Genomic DNA, 16918 nt, shown 5'->3' on the forward strand with positions numbered 1-16918 from the left:
CACGCGTTTCCGCGCATAGGCTCGGTGCGGCCCGGTGGCATGTAGCTGAGCTTCACGACCACCGTGCGAGTGGCCGGGTCGACGTACGTGAACTGACCCGGCAGACCCAGGGCATGGTACGCGCCGGTTTGCGGAAATGTCCACCATTGATAGCCATAGCCGCCGTTCGGCGAGTTGCTGCCGGGGCCGAAGTGGACGGAGTTTGCACGGTCATACGGGTGGAAGCCGGGGAGCTTTCGGGCGTTCGTTCGAAAAAGTGTACCGGCAGGCCGGTTCAGGCCACTGGCGAGTGGACCGCCTCGGCGAAAGCGCGGTGGTCGACCTTCTGTCCTGACGGCAACCCAGAGCGGGTTGCGCCGCGGGCTGCGAAGCGTTGTGTTTCTCTACTGGCTCAGCATCGAAGTACTGTTTGTCGAAGCCGACGACCTTCGAGTGGCAGGCGCCTGTTTCAAGCGGCTCGCGACCGCCTGATCTCAGCCAGGACCAGAAGCGCCGCGCCTGCAGTGATGGCGCAATCGGCCACGTTGAAGATGGCGAAGTCGTAGACCTCGCGCCAATGAAGATGGATGAAGTCGACCACGTGCCCCTGCCACGAGCGGTCAATCGCATTTCCCAGCGCGCCGCCGAGCACAAGTGCCAAGGCCGCCCTGAACAGCGGCGTCCCGCCGGGCTGCACCAGCAGTTTGAAGATGAACGCCGCCGCCGCGATGGCAAGTGCTGTAAACAGCCATCGCTGCCAGCCCGAGGCGTCAGCCAAGAAGGAGAAGGCAACGCCCCGGTTGTGCGCCAAGACGAGATCGGCAAAGGGCGTGATGGGAAGGATTTCGCCTCCGCGCAGGAATCGCGTGGCGAGCGACTTCGACACTTGGTCAAGCAGAACAACCGCGAAGGCAATGCCCAGATAGGGCGCCAGCCGGGCCGCCACGGCAGATATACCGTCGCGGTGCCTGTCAGCAGACACGATGATCGTCATGGGGGTTCCCGTTGATGTTGTGGGGCCGGGGCCCCTTGAGGTGCAAACACTCGTGCCGCCCCGACAGTCGATCGCCACCGGCGCGGTTCCAGGCGGTATTTTCCCGTATGAGCGCGAGCCGACGAGCGAGTTCCTCCAGTTATCAGATGCCAAGGAGGCACCTCGCGACAAATCTCGACCTGGTCCGTTTAACGATCGGACCGCTCGACGACGACCTCGCTTAACTGGACCACCGGCACGATGTCGGTGTAGTTGGCGATGTCGCCCCTGATCTCGGCGCCGTGCTCCTGGCTGGCGGCAAGGTAGCTTTCGGCCGAATCACAGATGAACGCGCACATCGCCACGAAGGCGGGCGGTGAACCGGGTGCTCGGCCGGCCAGGCCTTTTTCGACGGTGTAGTAGGCGCAGGCACTGCCCAGCCTGGCCTTCACCATCGGCATGTGCCGGTCGCGGTAGTAAGCGTGATCGAAGCGGGCGCCTTCGGTGTACGGGTACATCACTGTGACTTTGATCATTCGGTTCTCCTTGTCATCAGACATCCCACCGGTTTCAAGCGACAGGACGATCGAAGGGGGCTTAGCTGCGGTAAGACGAGGGAAAGGTTGCCGAGCCTGGCTCGGCAGGCAAGCGCAGAGCGTTTGCCAGATAGCTGACGGTGCGATAGAAGCCTGCCAGCATGAGCAGCTCGAGAATGCCCTCGTCGCTGAACGCCGTCTTAAGCGACTGCCATAGGGCGTCGTCGACAGTGCAGTTGGAATGAAGCATGTCGCAAAGCTCTAACAGCAGCCTGTCCTCATCTTGCCAGCAGGTATCTCGCGGTTGTCCGGAGGCGAGCGAAAGGACTTGGGCTTCATCAAATCCGGCGTGCGATGCGAACAGTGCGATGTGGACGCCCCATTCGTACTCCGATTTACACAGCGCCGTGGTGCGCGTGATGACGAGTTCGCGCTGTCGCAAGGTTAGGTTTCCACGGTCAAGCAGCCCGCCCGCGAAAAACTTCTGGAAAAGGCGAGGGTCCCTCGCGAGCGTGGTAAACAGCACCAGAGGCGGTTTTCCACGCATGAGGCCTTCAAGCGAAGATTGGATGCCGGCGGGGAAAGGTGGCTCCGCAGGAGCGATACGAACAGTCATGGGTTGACCTCGAGCATCTGCTACATTTTCTAAAGCATTGCACTTTATCCACGTTGCTTTGAAAAGTAAAGCATGGCTGTTCTAAAGGTTGGCGCCCCTGTGCGCGGTTCAAGGACCGGCCGCCCCATCATGGTGGCTCTGGACCTACTGGGTCGAAGGTCCACGCTTCGGATTCTTTGGGAGCTCCGCGCGGAGCAGCTGACGTTTCGCGCTCTTCAGGAGGCCTGCGAGACAAACTCCAGCCTGTTGAACACGAGGCTCGCAGAGCTACGAGCGCTTGGTTTGGTTACGCACGACGAGGGAGGCTACGGACTCACCGATGAGGGGCGAAAGTTGAATGCAGCGCTGACGCCTTTGAGCGACTGGGCGCGTCAGTGGAAGCCCCCGGCGCGCTGAGTCGCGCGCCTTCAATGCGTGGGGTCTCGGGCGAAGCTAGAGGCGGGGTGTCGAGACCGGATGCATCGTCTTCGCGATCCGCGGGATTCGCATCACCCGCTTGAGGTTGTACGTAGCTCAAAAGTGGCGCAGGGTCGAAGCTGAAGTCTGGACTTATGCATGGGCCGGCAGTCGCATGTTGTTCCGAGGTCAGCTCACTTGAAAACCACGGCGAGTGCATCTTCGAAGGCCGGAAGATCGACGGCCACATGGGAGGTCGAATAGGTTTTCTCCACGATCTGGAAACCGGAGTAACCGCGTTGCAAGAGCTTTTGATAGACCGCATCGACCGGCTGATAGTTGCACTGGGTGGTATCGCCGCAGCGTGCAAGGATCAATGTTGCGGGAAGTGCTTTGTCTTTCCGCACCTCGTACATCTTCTGCTCATACGTATCAGTCTCCGCTTGCTGATATCCGTACGAACCGTCGAAGGAGAGGAAATGCGAAAAAGTGAGGGTGGTGCCGGCGCCTTCCAGAAAGAGGGCGTAGCCAGTCATGCTTCCGCTGAGTGAATGTCCTGTCAGGATTCGCTTCGTACTGTCCGCCCGATACTTCGATTCGATGAATGGGACGAGTTCCTTCGTCAGAAAGTCGTGGTACGGCACGGCGCCCGGAAAAGTGTAGTCCGTGCTTCGGCGCGATGTGCCCCCGATGCCGACCAGAACCGCATCGATGCCTTTGCGTTCAAGGATGCCCCTCAAGTTTTCGAATCGCCCGCTGGGCGCATTGACGGCGTCTCCGTCCAGGGCATAGATGACGGGATAGGCCTTGGTGCTCCCGCTATAGGACGCGGGGAAATAGATGGTTAGCTGGTAAGTCGCACCAGTCTCAGCCGATTTGATCGAATCGGAGATCGGGCGACCGGCCGCTGACGGCGCTGCCGCGGGTTGCGTGGCCGATGGAAGCAGCGGAGCAACCGCACCACTGCCGCCTCCGCCCCCGCCTCCACCGCAAGCCGTCAGTCCAAGGACAAGCATCCATCCCACTATGAATAACAGTGAACTTTCTCGCATAAACGACGTTCCCACTCCTGTTGACAATCCTTGCGACTGAATTCCAGTTCCACGAGCGCCGAGATCAGTTGGGGCGCAAGGCTCGCCTGAGCGTCTGGAGATCGATGGTCATATCGCGCTTTCGATGTTGTTCTTCTTGTGCTCTGGAGCCAGCCACGCGGCAAGCCCGTCTCGGCGCATGCACTCGGCCAGCGCGAGCTGCAGTCGCGCGCCTTCGTGCAGGTCTTGTTCGGTGGTTTCGTAGTGCATCTGGTTGAGCGCCTGGCCCTCTGTTTCGCCCATGCCATGCAGCGCGGCAATACGGCCGGCCAGGTCGGACGTTTCTTGCGGCTTGAGGCGCGTGAAGGCCTGCCGCAGATCGGGCAGATGCGCCACGAAAGCCTCGGCATCCCAGCCCTGCACCAGGCCGTCGAGGCCTTCGAGCAGCGCGGGCAGGCGCAGCAGCAGTTCAGGCGCCGCGGCCATCACCCCGTTGAGAAAACGTACCGCCTCGCGCGGCTCTGCGCCCGCGCCGAAGCGTTGCCGCACCACGGTGTCGAGTGCGTTCTCGTCCCAGTGTCCATCGAGGTACAGCAGGGCCGAAGCAGCGCCGGCCACCGCGGGCGCGGCCGACGCACCGGTCGCGAATCGTTCGAGTTGCGTACGCAGCAGGTCGAGGTCGATGGCGCCGTCACCGGCTTCTCCCGGTTCGCCTTGGAGCGAGGCCAGCAGGCGCCCAAGCTCGCGCAGTGAAAGCAGTTGCTTCACCGCGCCCGCCTCAGCTTCTTCCGGGCACCCGCCCACATCGGGCAGCAGGAACAGCGCCGCGGGCCACACACGCTCCAGCAGGCTGCGCAGCTGCGGATGCTGCTGCACGCCCAGCGGCTCTCGCGCACGCCAGAGCGTGACGAGCCGATGCCCGCACTCGACCACCGAGCCGAGCGAGGCATCTTCGTCGAGGTGGGTGGAAAGCATCGAGAGCAGCTGGGGCAGGCGCGATTGCAGCCCGACCATGCAGGCGCGCAGCAACAGCGCCACGGCCGCGCTCGCGCTGCGTCCGCGGCCCTCGTCGGACAGCGCGATCTCTTCCTTGCGCAGCTTGGCCATGCAGACGGCCTCCACGCTGGCGCCATCGCCCGCCAGTTCAATCAGCCGCGCCTCCACCAGCGGCGACCAGGCGGCGCGCCACTCTTCGAACAGCAAATGCAAACGGCTGTTGCCAAGAAAATCCGGCCCCGCGAGCCAGGTGCCGAGCCCCGTGTCGAGGTATGTCATGGCATGGAAGAAGCGGCTGCGCTCGCGGTGCGAAGGCTTGCGATAGAGATCCAGCCGCGCGATGCGCGCAGTACTGTCGTCCAGCCGCACGCCGGCCTGGCGGGCGAGCCTGCGCGCGTCCTCGATCAGCGGCGGCGAGCCTGCCGAAGGCGGCACGTCGCCGATGCGCGTGCCGCTCAAGAAGTTGCGCAGGTCGGCGGTAAAGCCGCGCGTTCCTTCGTCGATGGCGCCTTTGATGAAGCAGGAGCGGATGGCATCGAGCAGGTCTTGCCGGCCCGGACCGGCATTGCCGCGCAGCGCCGCGAGCCGCATGGCCTGCGCGGCGGCGGCCTGCACCAGTGCTGTAGACACCGCATCGGCATCGTCCTGCGCGCGGGTCTGGCGCGCAAAGCGGGTCAGGCTGTCGAGCGCCACTGCGGTGAAGGGGTCGGCCTCGCCGGCCTCGAGGCGTTCCCACACCTGCTGGTAATAGCCGGGCGACGGCATGCCCGAGGCATAGCCGTTGAGCGCGTCGAGCCGCTCGAAGCTGTAGCGGATCAGCCATGCGTTGTCGGGTGCGTCCTGGCCGGCGGGCGCCTTCGAGGGCTTGGCCTTTTGCCACTGGTTGACCAGCTCGAGCGTGTGGAAGCCGCCGGTGACGACCACGATCGGCCCCTCGACCTCGTTGCGCCAGCGACGGATGTGCGCCGCCATGTGGCGCTCCCGAGGCAGGCTGAGCTCGGCCTCGAGCACCTCGGGCTCGTAGTCGAGCCGCGCCATGGCGCACCAGCTGAACACGTCGGAAAAGAAGGCGCGCCAGTGGCCGAGAGCGGCCGACGTGCGCAATTCGAACAGGCGGTCCCACAGCTCCTGGTGGTCGACGCAGCCGAGCCGGGCGGCCATGGCGTTGAGGTAGCGGCTGTGCGCGAAATGGCGCTCTTCCATCAGGCTGCGCGCGGCGTCGCGTGCATCGCCTTCGTCGCGATGCCAGGCCTTGTCGCTCCAGGGAAGATCGATCAGCCCCAGGCGTGCGCCCAGCGCTGCGCCTTCGCGCACCGCAATCCACTCGGGGCTGTAGTCGCAAAACGGAAAGAACGACGTGCGCGATTCCGTGCGCGTCTTCTCTTCCGAGTCGGAGTCATCGACCGGAGCCTGCCGGGTGCTCTGGCACAGCCATGCAACGGGGGCGGTGGTTTGCGGGTGCTGCAGCAGCGGCAGCAGTGCGTCCAGGTCGTCCGGTCCTTCAATCAGCACCGCCGCCGGCCTGACCTCGCGCAGCAGCGCCCTCAATGCGAATGCACAGGCCGGGCTGTGGTGCCTCACGGGCACGAAGAACACGCCCTCGCCGTCCTCGCCGAACAGCCGGCCGCGCGCGGCCTCCAGCCCGGCAGGCAGAACGCTGCCGGCTTCTGCAACTACTGCCACAGCGCGCGCGCCGCGTCGTGAAAGGTCTTCCATTGCGCGTCGCGCTTGCCGCGTTCGCGCACGACGGTGTCGAAGTAGTGGCGCACGCGCTTCACATCGTCGGTGCTGTCCTTCAACACCACGCCTTGCAGCTGGCCCGCGATCTCGCGCACGGTGAGCCGGCCGCCGTTGAAATGGCGCGCCTGCAGGGCCGCCGCATAAGCCACGTTCACGGCCTCGGCCGTGGACATCACGGCATCGAGGCCCTTGATGGCGGTGCCGTCCTGCGTCTGGCCCGCGCGCAACTCCTGGAAGGTGGTCACCAGCAGCGCCACCACGTCGCGCGGCACATCGACCGGCGACTCGCCGCCACCGTCGAGTTCGCGCTTCAACTGGGCCATCACCAGTTCGACTTCGAACGAATGGTCCCGGATCGGCTTGACCGTTTCGAAGTTGAACCGACGCTTCAAAGCGGACGACATCTCGTGCACACCGCGGTCGCGCAGGTTGGCCGTGGCAATGATGTTGAAGCCGCGCTGGGCATAGAGCCGGGCATCGTCGCCCAGTTCTGGAATCATGAGTTGCTTGTCGCTCATCAACGAAATCAGCACGTCCTGGATCTCGGGCGGGCAGCGCGTGATTTCCTCGAAGCGCACCAGCTTGCCCGCACGCATGGCCTGGTAGAGCGCAGAAGGCACCAGCGCGCGCTGGCTCGGCCCCTCGGCCAGCAGCAGTGCGTAGTTCCAGCTGTACTTGATGTGGTCTTCGGTGGTGCCGGCGGTGCCCTGCACCGTGAGGCCCGAATCACCGCTGACGGCGGCTGCAAGCAGCTCCGAGAGCAGCGACTTCGCGGTGCCCGGCTCGCCCACCAGCATGAGGCCCTGGTGGCCCATGAGCGTCACGATGGCGCGGTCGACCAGCGGATCGTCGCCGTAGAACTTGCGGCTCACCTGCAGCTTCTCGTCGCCGAGGATGAAGCGCCGCACCGCGCGCGGCGAGAGCTTCCATCCGGTGGGTCGTGCATCAGTGTCGGCCGCGTGCAGCCGCGCGAGCTCGTCCGCATAGCGCGCCTCGGGGGCAAGGCGCACGGCCTGGGTCGCGGGGGAAGAAGACGGTGATGTGCCGGTGCTCATGATGATGTTGCTGCTGGTTTTTCTGCGGGTCGGCGCGGCGGGCTTACCACGGCATCTTCTTTTCCCAGCCCGCGTCGAACCCGGCGCAGGCCTGGGCAATGGCCAAGTAGTCGGCATAGGCCTCGGCCAGCAGCACCGGCGGCACGCTCGACAGCGGCAGCGCCCGGTCGCTGTAGCCGCGGGTCTTCATGTCCTCGAAGCCCAGCGTCTTGAGCGCCGCGGGCACGTTCTCCTCCGGCAGGGTGTTGCCCGAGAACTCGATGGCCACGCGCACGCCGGCCGACGAGAACTCCTTGGTGTACTGGTAGAAGAAGCCGCCGTCCTCGGCCTGCGCGCGCTGGTAGCCGAGCTTGGCAAAGCTGCCGCGCAGCGTGAAGGTGTCGCTGATCCAGCCCAGCCGGTCGTTGATTTCGCTCACCGGCTGGCCCTTGTCGTCGATGAACGCGACCGCCGGCGGCTTGCGCGTCATCTGCGCGAAGAGCGGCACCAGCTTGTAGTCCTTGAAGTGCCTGTTCCACGCGGCCGCTGTGCCTTCGTCGACCAGCGAAGCGTGGCCCAGGCGCAGCTGGCTGTCGGCCGCAAGCTCGACCTCGTCGTCCTGCGTGTCGATCAGGCTGCCGTCCTCGGTGGGCCGGAAGCTGCCGCGCACCGCGCCTTCCGCATCCAGTTCGAGCCACACGAGCCGCTGTATAAGCCGCCCGGCAATCGGGTGCCGGTGCAGGTATTCGCGCCACTCGGCCTGCGGCCAGATGCGGCCGGTGCACATGGCTTCGAACAGGCGCGCGGTCTGCAGGTCGATGACCTGCTTGAGCTCTTTCTTGCTGGTCGAGAACTGGGCCTTCGCATCCTTGATGAGCACGGGGTCGTCGTTCTGGCGCGGCTCGGGCAGGGCCTTGACGATCTTGCCTTCCGGGTTGCGCAGCTCGGGCTTCATCGCGGCGTCGAGCACCACGGTGAAGATGCGGTCGCCATACGCGAGCTCGAGCTTGCCGGTGTCGTCCAGGCCCGCGGTGGGAATGGTGCGGTCGGCGAGCTGGTCCTGCGTCCAGCCGTTGCGGTCGGCAATCTGCTGCACCAGAGCGCGGGCCTTCTCCTGGACCGAGGCAGTGCGATAGCGGCGCGATATGCCCAGCAGCAACTGGATCACCACCGGGTCGTTGCCCGGTGCCACGCCTTCGAGGATGGCTTCGATCTGCGAGCGGCGCTGGTAATGGTCGCGCATGTACTGCTGCAGCGGCGTGACGACCTCGTGCCCCGGCGCATGGGCGGTCAGGGCAAGCGTGCCTTTTTCGCCGATCGCGCTGCCGAGGTATTCGCTCATCTTCTCGCGCTTGCACTCCTCGAAGACCTGCTCCTGCGTCTTCTGGAAGTCGGCTTCGTAGTACTGCTTGTGCTCGGCCTTCGCGTTCTGGTAGCGCTGCTGGTTGCCCTGGTAGCGCTGCGGTGCATGGGCGTTGGCATGCGCAATGCCTTCGTCGAGCGTGGGATGGCGCGTGTCGTGTGCAATGAACTGGCGCAGCACCAGGCTGCCGACGGCCTGGCGGCTGGCGGCATCGAGCAGGCCGAGGTAGCGCGTGAGCAGCGCATTGCCGCCCGGCTCCTTGAGCTTGCAGGCGAGCACCACCCACCAGCGCACGATCTCGGGTTCTGCCGGGCTGCCGTCCAGCCATTTGCAGGCGGGCAGCGCGTCGAGGGAGAACCACGCAAGGCCCGCCGGGGGCTTGGCCTTCAGGCCCTTCTTCGCCTCGGCCAGAAGAATCGCCGGTGCCAGACGCGCGGAGATGTCGTCGCCCAGCGCCTCGAGCGCCGTGAGGTAGGCCGCGCGCACGGTCTCGCGGGCTTCCTTCTCGAGCGCCTTGGTGATGGCGGGCACGGCCTCGGCGTACTTGAGATCGGCCAGCCAGTTGGCGGCCTCGATGCGCACCTCGCTCTTGGTGGCGCCGAGCGACTCGACCACGCGCCGGCCGATGTCGGGCAGCATCGACAGTGCCTTCTGCGCGGCTGCGCGGTGCGTCTTGCCTTCGCCGAGGGCCAATTCCATCACCCGCGGCAGCCAACGTGCCTGCACGGTCGGAAAGACCGCCAGCGTGCGCAGCGTGGCGTTCAGGTCGAGCTGGGTCTGGCGGCCTTCGCGCTTTGGCGGCGCGACAAGGCCCAGGCCTTCGTCGATGTACTCCGGGTGCTCCGCGAAGAAGGGCCACACGCGGTCGGCCGGCAGCACGTCCACCGCCGAGGCCTGGTTCCAGTATGGAAAGAGCGCGGTGTGCGCCACATCGTCGATCGGCATGCCGGAGCGCTTGAGCAGCTCGGCCAGCGCGCGCAGGTCGACCGAGCCCACAGGCTGGCGGCCGAGCCACTTGTGAAAGCCGTCGTCGAACCAGAAGCTGGTCCAGTGGCGCGACACGGCCAGCCAGCGGATCAGGTGCGGCATGCCGAACCCCGGCATCGACTGCAGGCGATTGCCGAAACCCACGACCTGCTGCAGCTGGCCGTTCTTCGCGCGGTTCTGGTCGTTTTTGCTGCCCTGCCCATTGAGCACGCGCACGGCCACGCGCATGTCGTCGTCGGTGAGCTTCTTGTGGGCGGCGTAGTTGTCCTGGCGCCACTTGTACCTGTAGGTCTGCTTGGAGGCCTTGTTCTCCTCGATCTCGGCCTCGGCCGCGACGCGGTTCTTCTCGAGCAGCTCGATGCGGTTGGCAATGAGCAACTGCACCGCCTCTTCACCCAGCGGAATGTCCTCGAAGGGTTGCCAGGCCGGCGGCTCGGGCAATTCGAGCTCGCCCGCGTCGCCCGCGGCGTCGAGCCGCGACATGGCCGAGCGGATGGCCTGCTGCACGGCCTTGCTGGTCTCGGTGCCGGCCGCCACGTCGAGCAGCGCGCGCGCGGCGTCACCCGGCAGGCGCGCAAGCAGTTCGGCGGCCTGCGTGCGCTGGGTGGTGTCGCCGTCTTTGAGCAGTTGCCCCAGGAGTTTGAGCCGCTGCGCCTCGGCAATGCCCTCGAGGTGCGGCGTCGCCTCGGCGCGCACCGTCTTGCTGCCGTCGATGGCCAGGCGCAGGAACAGCGGCGCAAAGTCGTTCAAAAGCGCCTTGTCCTTGCCGATGCGCCTGGCCAGCAGAACGCGGCCCGCGGCCGACAGCTTTGCGGGCAACGCCTCGGTGGCGTCGCGCTGGCTGCGCATGTAGTCGGCAACGGCAGGGGCCTCGACCAGCCCGTCGAGCCGGTCGTGGTACCAGCTGTCCAGTCCCTTGCGCTCGAAGACCTCTTGCAGGGCGATATGCGGATCGAGTCCTTCGTGCGCGAGCAAGGCTGCAATGAGATGCACGTTCCACGCGGGCCGGTGCTTGGCGAGATCGCGCTCGGCAGCGTTGCTGGAGCTGCTCTTGTTGAAGCTCGCGAACACCGCGTCGTTGATGAGGTACTGAAGCCAGTCGGGCACCGGCGCGCCGGGATGCTCGAGCGACTGTCCGCCGTCGGCCGCCGCAAGCAGCTTGCCCAGTCGCACCAGCACGTTGAGCGCAGGAGCAATGGCATCCACGCTGGCGTAGAAGCGGCCACGCTGCTCGAGGCTCTGGTTGCCGATCTTCTCCAGCGCCTTGTTCTGGTGGTTGCTGTAACCCCAACGCAGGCGGCCGGGGGCTCCGAGCAACTGACCTGGCTCGAAGGACTTGGCAGCCTGCAGGTCGAGCAGCACGGTTTCCTGCGTGCCGTCGACCAGGAACGCGGCGCCCTTTTGGGGCAGCTCCTTGCCTGCTTTTTCGAGCGGCTCGAAGGCCTGCTTCAACAGCTGCGCCTGCTCGCGCGTCAAGCCGTTGGCGGCTGCGGTGCCGGCGCTGCCCGTGACGGCGCCCAAGATCTTGTCCAGAAATCCCATGCGTTCTCCTCGTTCTCCTGGGCGCTGATTTTGGCAGTTGGACGTGACGCTTCGGCCAGTTCGCGGCCTGCAGAAACAACTGAAGTCAAAGGTTCTAAACCGGCTGCGCTTTCCTTTGCTCCGGCAAGCCGTCGAGTTCGCCAAGCAATTGGCACAGAAAGCCCAGCTTCAGCAACGGTACCGCGGCCGGCGCAGCGAGGTGCGCACGCAGCGCACTCGACAGCACCTCCAGGCCGACAGAGTTCGCGCGGTCGAGTGCATCGTGCAGGCGCTGCCGCTGCGCCGCGGTCAATGCCATGCGCCCGGTGGCGGCCTGCGTCTCGGCCACTTCTGTCACTGGAGCGAGCAGGCGCGCCGCCAGCGTGGGCGCACCCACGGGCGCCGCCTGCCGCTGCTGCTGCCGCGCCTCGAGCATGCGCAGGATGCGGTTGGCGAGCGAGGTTGTGCGCGCGGCCTCGTCGGCAAAGTCGAGCGACACCGTTTGCAGCGCCTTCTTCGCGTTGCTGCTCAGCACGGCGAGGGGCATGAGTTCGGTGCTCGCGGCAGAGCGCTCGATGCGCACCAGCACCGCATGCACCGGGGCACGGCGCGCGGCGAGGCGGTCGAGGTTGTCGACGCGCTGCCGGTGCTCCGGGCCAACGGGGATGCCAAGCCGCAGCCACCGGCCCGCGTCGTCCTGCACCAGCCAGTCGAGGCGCTGCTGTGCTTCGTCGAGCACCGGCGGGCGCGTGTCCGATGGCCGCAGCAGCACGGCATCGAAAGGCTCTGCCGAAAGGCCGGTGGCGGCGCGCAGGCGCACGCCCAGTTCGGACCAGTTGCCGCAGCCGATCGACTTCAGGCGCGGGTCGTCGGCCGTCCACGCAGGCAGGGGCTGGACACGCGTGACGCCGCCGAGCGCCAGGCGGCCGTCTTCGGCAAGGCGGGGGTGTTCGAGGCGCAGGGCCGCTTCGCACACGCTCTGCGCGGCGCCCGCGCCGGACCACAGCGCGTTTGCGGACCATGCGCTGCTGCGCGTGAAGGCGGTGTCGCTTCCGTCGGGCCGTGCGAGCGAGGCCTGCAGCACGCGCGCACCCGCCAGGTCCCAGAACGCCACGGTGAGCCCGCGCGCGCCGCCGCGCGTCTGCCACCAGTGCGCACCGAGCGGCAGCAGGTCGAGTGCGGCCGATTCGTCGAAGTCGCGCTGGAGCCGGCCGCGCAGTGCCACGGCGAGTTCACCCTCGGCCCGCGCGAGCGCAGCGCACAGCGCATGGATGCGCGCCATGAGCGCGAAGGCGTCGCGCTCCTCGGCGCGGTGGTCGCGCCGCACCAGCAGATCGACCGTGCCGCCAAGATTGCGCAGCAAGGCGGCCAGGCGCGGCAGGCCCTCGCCGCGCGCGGACATGTTGAGTGCCAGGAGGCGCGCCGACGTCAACTCGCTCACGTGCGAGAGGCCGCCAGTGAGCAGTTCTTCCAGCATCGACTCCACCTGCAGCAGGAACGCGCGCTCTCGCTCGCCGAGGCGCACGGTGTCTTCGACCGGCGCGGGCCGCGCGCTCTCGGGCCATGCGAAGGGCTGCCCGTGCGCGCTGCGCAACGCGGCAATGGCGATCAGGTGCACCGCCTTGCGTTCCGCGGCAGGCACCTCGGACACCATGCCCGCATAGCCCGCGCCCGCCACCCAGCGGCAGGAGGCGCCGAGCTCGGGCAAGTCCATGACGAGCGCGCCGCCTTGCACCCGCCATTCGACGACGCTGCTGGCGGCGGCTGCGGCGCGGCGCACGGCCGCCACGCCCGCGGCCTTGAAAAGCGCCGCGGCATCGAGCGCGAGGATTTCCGCGAGCGGGTCGGCACCGGGCGGTGCCTGTCTGTCTTGCTGCTCGTCTGAAGGCGCGCCGCCTGCGCTGCCTGGCGCGGCCGGCTCCAATGCACGCAGCCACAGCGCCGCGCCAAGGATGTGCTTGCAGATGCCCGGTGCCGGGCAGTCGCAGCGCGCCTGCTGCGGGCCGCGTGCATCGAGCTGCACGCGCTGGCCGTCGGCCGTCACCACCCCAGCTTCGGTGCCCTGCTCCGCCCATGCGATCTTGCCCGCCTCGACGTCCTTTGCGGCACGCCGAAGCAAGCCAGGGTTGGCGAGCGTGGCCAGCGTGTCGTCGTCGTAGGCGCGATAGCCGTCGTACCAGGCCATCAGTTCATCACTTCCGCGAGCCACTGCGCGAAATGCGTGGGCGTGAGGGCCGCAACGTGCATGCCCTTGTCGGCCAGTCGCTGCGCCATTTGCCGGTCGTACACGGGATTGGCCGATTCGTCCAGCGCGGCCAGCCCGAGCAGCTTGACGCGCGACTGTGCCATGCGCTGCACCGCGGCCAGGAGCGGCCCGGGCGCGGCGCCTTCCATGAAGTCGCTGATGAGCGCAAACACCGTGCGTTGCGGGTTGCCCACCAGCGACTCACAATACGCCACCGCACGGCCGATGTCGGTACCGCCGCCGAGTTGCACCGTGAGCAGCACCTCGACCGGATCGTGCGCCAGGTGCGTGAGGTCGACCACGCTGGTGTCGAACACCACCAGCTTCACCCGCACCGCGGGCAGCGAGCTCATGATGCCGGCAATGACGGCGCTGTAAATCACCGAATCCATCATCGAGCCGCTCTGGTCGACGCAAAGCACCACGTCCCAGGGCAGGTTGCGCTTCACGCGCGCATTGAAGCGCGGATGCTCGATGACGATTTGCTTGCGCTCCACGTCGTAATGCTTGAGGTTGGCCGCGATGGTGGCGCGCGCATCGAAGTTCTGTGCGCTCTTGATGTGCGAGCGCCGCATGCGGTTGCGCCGGCCGACGAGCGCGTTGACAAAGTCGTTCCTGAGCTTGCGCGTGATCTCGTCGACGGTTTTCTGGATCACCTCGCGCACCGCGTCGCGCATCTGGCCCGACAGCCGCCCGCGCATGCCCAGCAGTGCCTTGGCGAGGCCGGGCGTGGCGTCGAGCGAGCGCAGCACCGCCGGGTCGGAGAGCAGGTCGGTCAGCTGGTAGCGATCGATCGCCTGCGTCTGCATGCGCTCGAAGACCTCTTGCGGAAAGAGACTCCGCGATCGGTTGAGCCAGTCGACCGCGCGCAACTGGCTTGGGTCGAGCGAACCCGGCCCGCCGTTCGGCCGGGCCAGGCCGCGGCCTTCGTATTCGCGGCCGTAGAGATATTCGAGCGCCTGGTCGAGCTTCCAGTCGCCCGCCGAGAACTGCGTTTGCGACAGAGGTTGCGCCGCATAGCGGCCGAGGATCAGGCGCCAGCGGCGCAGGGTTTCTTCGGACGACATGCGCAATGCGTTCGCAAGGACGGGTGGAAGGAACGGTCGGGGAGAGGAGCGCCGGCAGCTTATCAGACGGCAGCGCGTGTCATGCTCACGCCGTCCTTGTCTCTTCCTCATGACCAGGTTTTGCGGGAGCGGCGGCAGAAACGGGCATGTACGACCCGTTGCTGCCCTTGAAACAGTGCAGGCAACGCGAGCGACAAAGGCGCCGAGCGTGTCGCCGTCACCAACAGCGTTGGGGCCACGGGAAATCGCCACCCTGGAAGCTGCCATCGAAGCTTGTGTGCAGGTCGGCCGAGCCGTGCCACCCCCCACAATATTCAGATGGCTTGATGACCAAAGGCTTCGATGCCCACTACAACCCCATTTCTGGCCGCGTGCAAAACAACGTGCGCTATCAAGGCGAGATGCTCGTTCGGGCCCGTTGCCGACCTTCGCTTTGCTCCGAAGGAGACCTCGACCAAGGAGACCGTGCTCGACAAGCGCGCTGCCGACGATCTCACTCCGCGCAGTTCAGCATCCACTGAACACCGAAACGATCGGTCAATTTGCCGTAGTAGTCGCCCCAGGGCTGGACGCCCAAGGCCATTGTGATTGTCCCGTCAGCACCCAGGGCCTGGAAGAGCTTGTTCGTGGAATCTCGGTCGTCCATTGCGAGCAAATGCGCGGAGCCCCGCATCGGCTCGGCGTCGTCGTTGTCTGAAGCATAGAAGAGCAGGTCTGGCCCCTCGAATTTGGCGTGCATGACCTTGCCGCGCATGGCCTCGTTCTTCACGGGCATGCCATCGACTCCGTAGCGCAGCACCTCGACGACACGGCCAAGACCGCACTGCGTATAGAAAGCCAAAGCCTGATCACAGGTTGTGGTGAAGAACAGATAGTTCGAGAGTTGCATGACGGTGTACCTGGATGGGAGTGGGACCACGACACGGTCCGCCCCACCCGGGAGACCACGTCGCTGCCCCCCGGATGTGTCAGGCCGAAGCGGCCCCTTCGCCAAGCTGCGCATTGGTGAAAGCCATCCCAGCAATGCCCCAGGCCCCGTCCACTGCGTGCACTACGTTGACCCATATGCGCTCCTTCGGGTGGTGCGCGCCAGACAGCTCATGAATGATGCTGGTGGCCTCCTCGATGTAGCCGACCTGAACCTCTCGACTGGCGAACGCGAAGGATGGGACCTTCCATTCGACGAAGGCCACGGAGGCCTCCTTTGATCCGGAATACGTGTGCTCCTTCGGCAAGACGTGGATCGAGCCAACGATGTTGGGCGTCATCGCCTTGTTTCCTGCCAGGCCGTGCCACTTGAGCATGGCGTCGGACAGGCGGGTGAAAGCGACTTTTTCCTGGCCTTTGGGGAGAACGCCCTCGGTCAGGGTGAGCGTAAGTGGCATGGGTACTCCAAGTAGAAAGAACGGCGTCGACTCACACGCTGCGATCCGCAGGTATTTCAAGTAACGACCGTTATTCGATAATACATAACGATCGTGTTTTGAACAACTATAATCGTCGGCTTCACTGTCAAAGGAGCCCCATGTCAAGGTCCGAACAGAAGGTGCAGACGCGGCAACGCATCCTGGAGGGGGCAGGTCGCGGGTTTCGCAAGGCTGGATTCGGCGGGATCGGGGTGGACGGCCTGGCAAAGGAAGCAGGCCTGACATCGGGCGCCTTCTACGTTCATTTCGACTCGAAGGCTCACGCATTCCGAGAATCGATTGCACAGGGCATGGCCGAATTGCGAGGCGGCGTGCTGTACTTCCAAGAAAAGCACGGACGCGCTTGGTGGCCGGAGTTTGTGCGCTTCTACCTCAGCGCCAAGCGCACGTGTGACTTGTCGGAGAGTTGCACGCTGCAGACGATGCCGGCGGAAGTGGCGCGGTCGGACGAAGCCTCCCGTACAGCGTTTGAGAAGGCTTTGCGTGACGTTGCACAGGCGATCGTTGATGGTCCCGCCTCACCAAGTGCACCGCGGGACATTGGAGCCGCTTGCGCCGCCCTCTCTTCGCTGGCGGGCGCGGTCACGCTCGCACGTGCCGTTGGGAATGGCGCCTTCGCGGACCAGATCGCTGCAGAAACGGAACACGCATTGCTCGGCGCGCTAGACCGATAACTGTTAGGCATCAGCATCCAACGCCGGCTCCTGGCCGGATCCGCCACTAGCGAGCGGGCGGCGTTGTCGCAACGGGCTTGCCGGTCAACTCTTCGATCTTTGATCTCGTCCGCCGTTCGATCTCTGCATTTTCCTCTGCCGACAGCTGCACTGATCGAGATGGGAGTTCGGCAGGCGACTTTGACCCCTGAACGTTGATGGCAATCACTGCGACCACTGCGAGACCAGCGACGGCGGTCGCGATCCATCCAGGAATGCGGTGAGCACCGCGCCATTTTTCAGGATTAGCTTTTGCAAGATCATGCGCCCATACCCACGCGCTTCCGGAAATCA

The 16918-nt window shown here is 65.7% G+C and carries 14 protein-coding genes; 2 read left to right on the forward strand and 12 right to left on the reverse strand.

The genetic code is table 11. The features are described from left to right. Positions 1 to 448: 448 nt before the first annotated feature. The 3 genes from lspA to AC1DSC_RS21260 all read right to left on the reverse strand — a co-directional run bounded on the left by lspA (position 449) and on the right by AC1DSC_RS21260 (position 2104). Complete coding sequence (gene lspA, locus AC1DSC_RS21250; protein WP_015866247.1) at positions 449 to 973, reverse strand: signal peptidase II; 525 nt, start codon at positions 971 to 973, stop codon at positions 449 to 451. 188 nt (positions 974 to 1161) lie between these two features. Further along, on the reverse strand, positions 1162 to 1488 hold the full coding sequence (locus tag AC1DSC_RS21255) for an EthD family reductase (protein WP_015866248.1): 327 nt from the start codon (positions 1486 to 1488) through the stop codon (positions 1162 to 1164). Between the two features lie 61 nt (positions 1489 to 1549). Then, on the reverse strand, positions 1550 to 2104 hold the full coding sequence (locus AC1DSC_RS21260; RefSeq protein WP_015866249.1) for a carboxymuconolactone decarboxylase family protein: 555 nt from the start codon (positions 2102 to 2104) through the stop codon (positions 1550 to 1552). A 72-nt stretch (positions 2105 to 2176) separates the two neighbouring features. Between AC1DSC_RS21260 and AC1DSC_RS21265 the strand changes: the two genes are divergently transcribed. Further along, complete coding sequence (locus AC1DSC_RS21265; protein ID WP_015866250.1) at positions 2177 to 2500, forward strand: winged helix-turn-helix transcriptional regulator; 324 nt, start codon at positions 2177 to 2179, stop codon at positions 2498 to 2500. A 194-nt stretch (positions 2501 to 2694) separates the two neighbouring features. Here AC1DSC_RS21265 and AC1DSC_RS21270 read toward each other — a convergent pair whose 3' ends face one another. From AC1DSC_RS21270 to AC1DSC_RS21305, 8 genes are all read right to left on the reverse strand, one after another. Further along, complete coding sequence (locus AC1DSC_RS21270) at positions 2695 to 3516, reverse strand: alpha/beta hydrolase (protein ID WP_369664650.1); 822 nt, start codon at positions 3514 to 3516, stop codon at positions 2695 to 2697. Positions 3517 to 3660: 144 nt separating this feature from the next. Continuing rightward, complete coding sequence (locus tag AC1DSC_RS21275; RefSeq protein ID WP_436288351.1) at positions 3661 to 6210, reverse strand: DUF5682 family protein; 2550 nt, start codon at positions 6208 to 6210, stop codon at positions 3661 to 3663. Further along, positions 6201 to 7322: an ATP-binding protein gene (locus AC1DSC_RS21280; protein WP_278877921.1), complete on the reverse strand. Its 1122-nt coding sequence runs from the start codon at positions 7320 to 7322 to the stop codon at positions 6201 to 6203. Before AC1DSC_RS21280 ends, AC1DSC_RS21275 begins: the two co-directional genes overlap by 10 nt. A gap of 43 nt (positions 7323 to 7365) precedes the next feature. Beyond that, on the reverse strand, positions 7366 to 11193 hold the full coding sequence (locus tag AC1DSC_RS21285; RefSeq protein WP_436288350.1) for a DUF4132 domain-containing protein: 3828 nt from the start codon (positions 11191 to 11193) through the stop codon (positions 7366 to 7368). A 94-nt stretch (positions 11194 to 11287) separates the two neighbouring features. Beyond that, positions 11288 to 13357 (reverse strand): SWIM zinc finger family protein, encoded by a 2070-nt coding sequence (locus AC1DSC_RS21290; protein WP_436288349.1) that lies wholly within the window; start codon positions 13355 to 13357, stop codon positions 11288 to 11290. After that, a complete protein-coding gene (locus tag AC1DSC_RS21295; RefSeq protein ID WP_436288348.1) occupies positions 13357 to 14484 on the reverse strand; it encodes a VWA domain-containing protein in 1128 nt (375 codons plus the stop codon). The genes AC1DSC_RS21290 and AC1DSC_RS21295 overlap by 1 nt, the downstream gene beginning before the upstream one ends. 493 nt (positions 14485 to 14977) lie before the next feature. Beyond that, on the reverse strand, positions 14978 to 15373 hold the full coding sequence (locus AC1DSC_RS21300; RefSeq protein WP_412512400.1) for a VOC family protein: 396 nt from the start codon (positions 15371 to 15373) through the stop codon (positions 14978 to 14980). Positions 15374 to 15452: 79 nt separating this feature from the next. Beyond that, on the reverse strand, positions 15453 to 15869 hold the full coding sequence (locus AC1DSC_RS21305; RefSeq protein WP_412512401.1) for a 4-oxalocrotonate tautomerase: 417 nt from the start codon (positions 15867 to 15869) through the stop codon (positions 15453 to 15455). Between the two features lie 140 nt (positions 15870 to 16009). On the opposite strand from AC1DSC_RS21305, the gene AC1DSC_RS21310 reads away from it, so the two are divergent. Continuing rightward, entirely contained in the window at positions 16010 to 16585 is a 576-nt protein-coding gene (locus AC1DSC_RS21310; RefSeq protein ID WP_412512402.1) for a TetR/AcrR family transcriptional regulator, read from the forward strand. A 46-nt stretch (positions 16586 to 16631) separates the two neighbouring features. Here AC1DSC_RS21310 and AC1DSC_RS21315 read toward each other — a convergent pair. Continuing rightward, positions 16632 to 16918, reverse strand: a 287-nt coding sequence (locus AC1DSC_RS21315) for a hypothetical protein (RefSeq protein WP_478131921.1), incomplete at its 5' end; no start/stop codon positions are given.

The organism is Variovorax sp. 01N425 (genome assembly GCF_056399465.1).

Bases quoted from the DNA above. Each gene is read 5' to 3' on its own strand.
- AC1DSC_RS21305 (WP_412512401.1), bottom strand. From the start codon at position 15,869: ATGCCACTTACGCTCACCCTGACCGAGGGCGTTCTCCCCAAAGGCCAG.
- AC1DSC_RS21260 (WP_015866249.1), bottom strand. From the start codon at position 2,104: ATGACTGTTCGTATCGCTCCTGCGGAGCCACCTTTCCCCGCCGGCATC.
- AC1DSC_RS21300 (WP_412512400.1), bottom strand. From the start codon at position 15,373: ATGCAACTCTCGAACTATCTGTTCTTCACCACAACCTGTGATCAGGCT.
- AC1DSC_RS21290 (WP_436288349.1), bottom strand. From the start codon at position 13,357: ATGGCCTGGTACGACGGCTATCGCGCCTACGACGACGACACGCTGGCC.
- AC1DSC_RS21295 (WP_436288348.1), bottom strand. From the start codon at position 14,484: ATGTCGTCCGAAGAAACCCTGCGCCGCTGGCGCCTGATCCTCGGCCGC.
- AC1DSC_RS21310 (WP_412512402.1), top strand. From the start codon at position 16,010: ATGTCAAGGTCCGAACAGAAGGTGCAGACGCGGCAACGCATCCTGGAG.
- lspA (WP_015866247.1), bottom strand. From the start codon at position 973: ATGACGATCATCGTGTCTGCTGACAGGCACCGCGACGGTATATCTGCC.
- AC1DSC_RS21255 (WP_015866248.1), bottom strand. From the start codon at position 1,488: ATGATCAAAGTCACAGTGATGTACCCGTACACCGAAGGCGCCCGCTTC.
- AC1DSC_RS21265 (WP_015866250.1), top strand. From the start codon at position 2,177: ATGGCTGTTCTAAAGGTTGGCGCCCCTGTGCGCGGTTCAAGGACCGGC.
- AC1DSC_RS21280 (WP_278877921.1), bottom strand. From the start codon at position 7,322: ATGAGCACCGGCACATCACCGTCTTCTTCCCCCGCGACCCAGGCCGTG.
- AC1DSC_RS21270 (WP_369664650.1), bottom strand. From the start codon at position 3,516: ATGCTTGTCCTTGGACTGACGGCTTGCGGTGGAGGCGGGGGCGGAGGC.
- AC1DSC_RS21285 (WP_436288350.1), bottom strand. From the start codon at position 11,193: ATGGGATTTCTGGACAAGATCTTGGGCGCCGTCACGGGCAGCGCCGGC.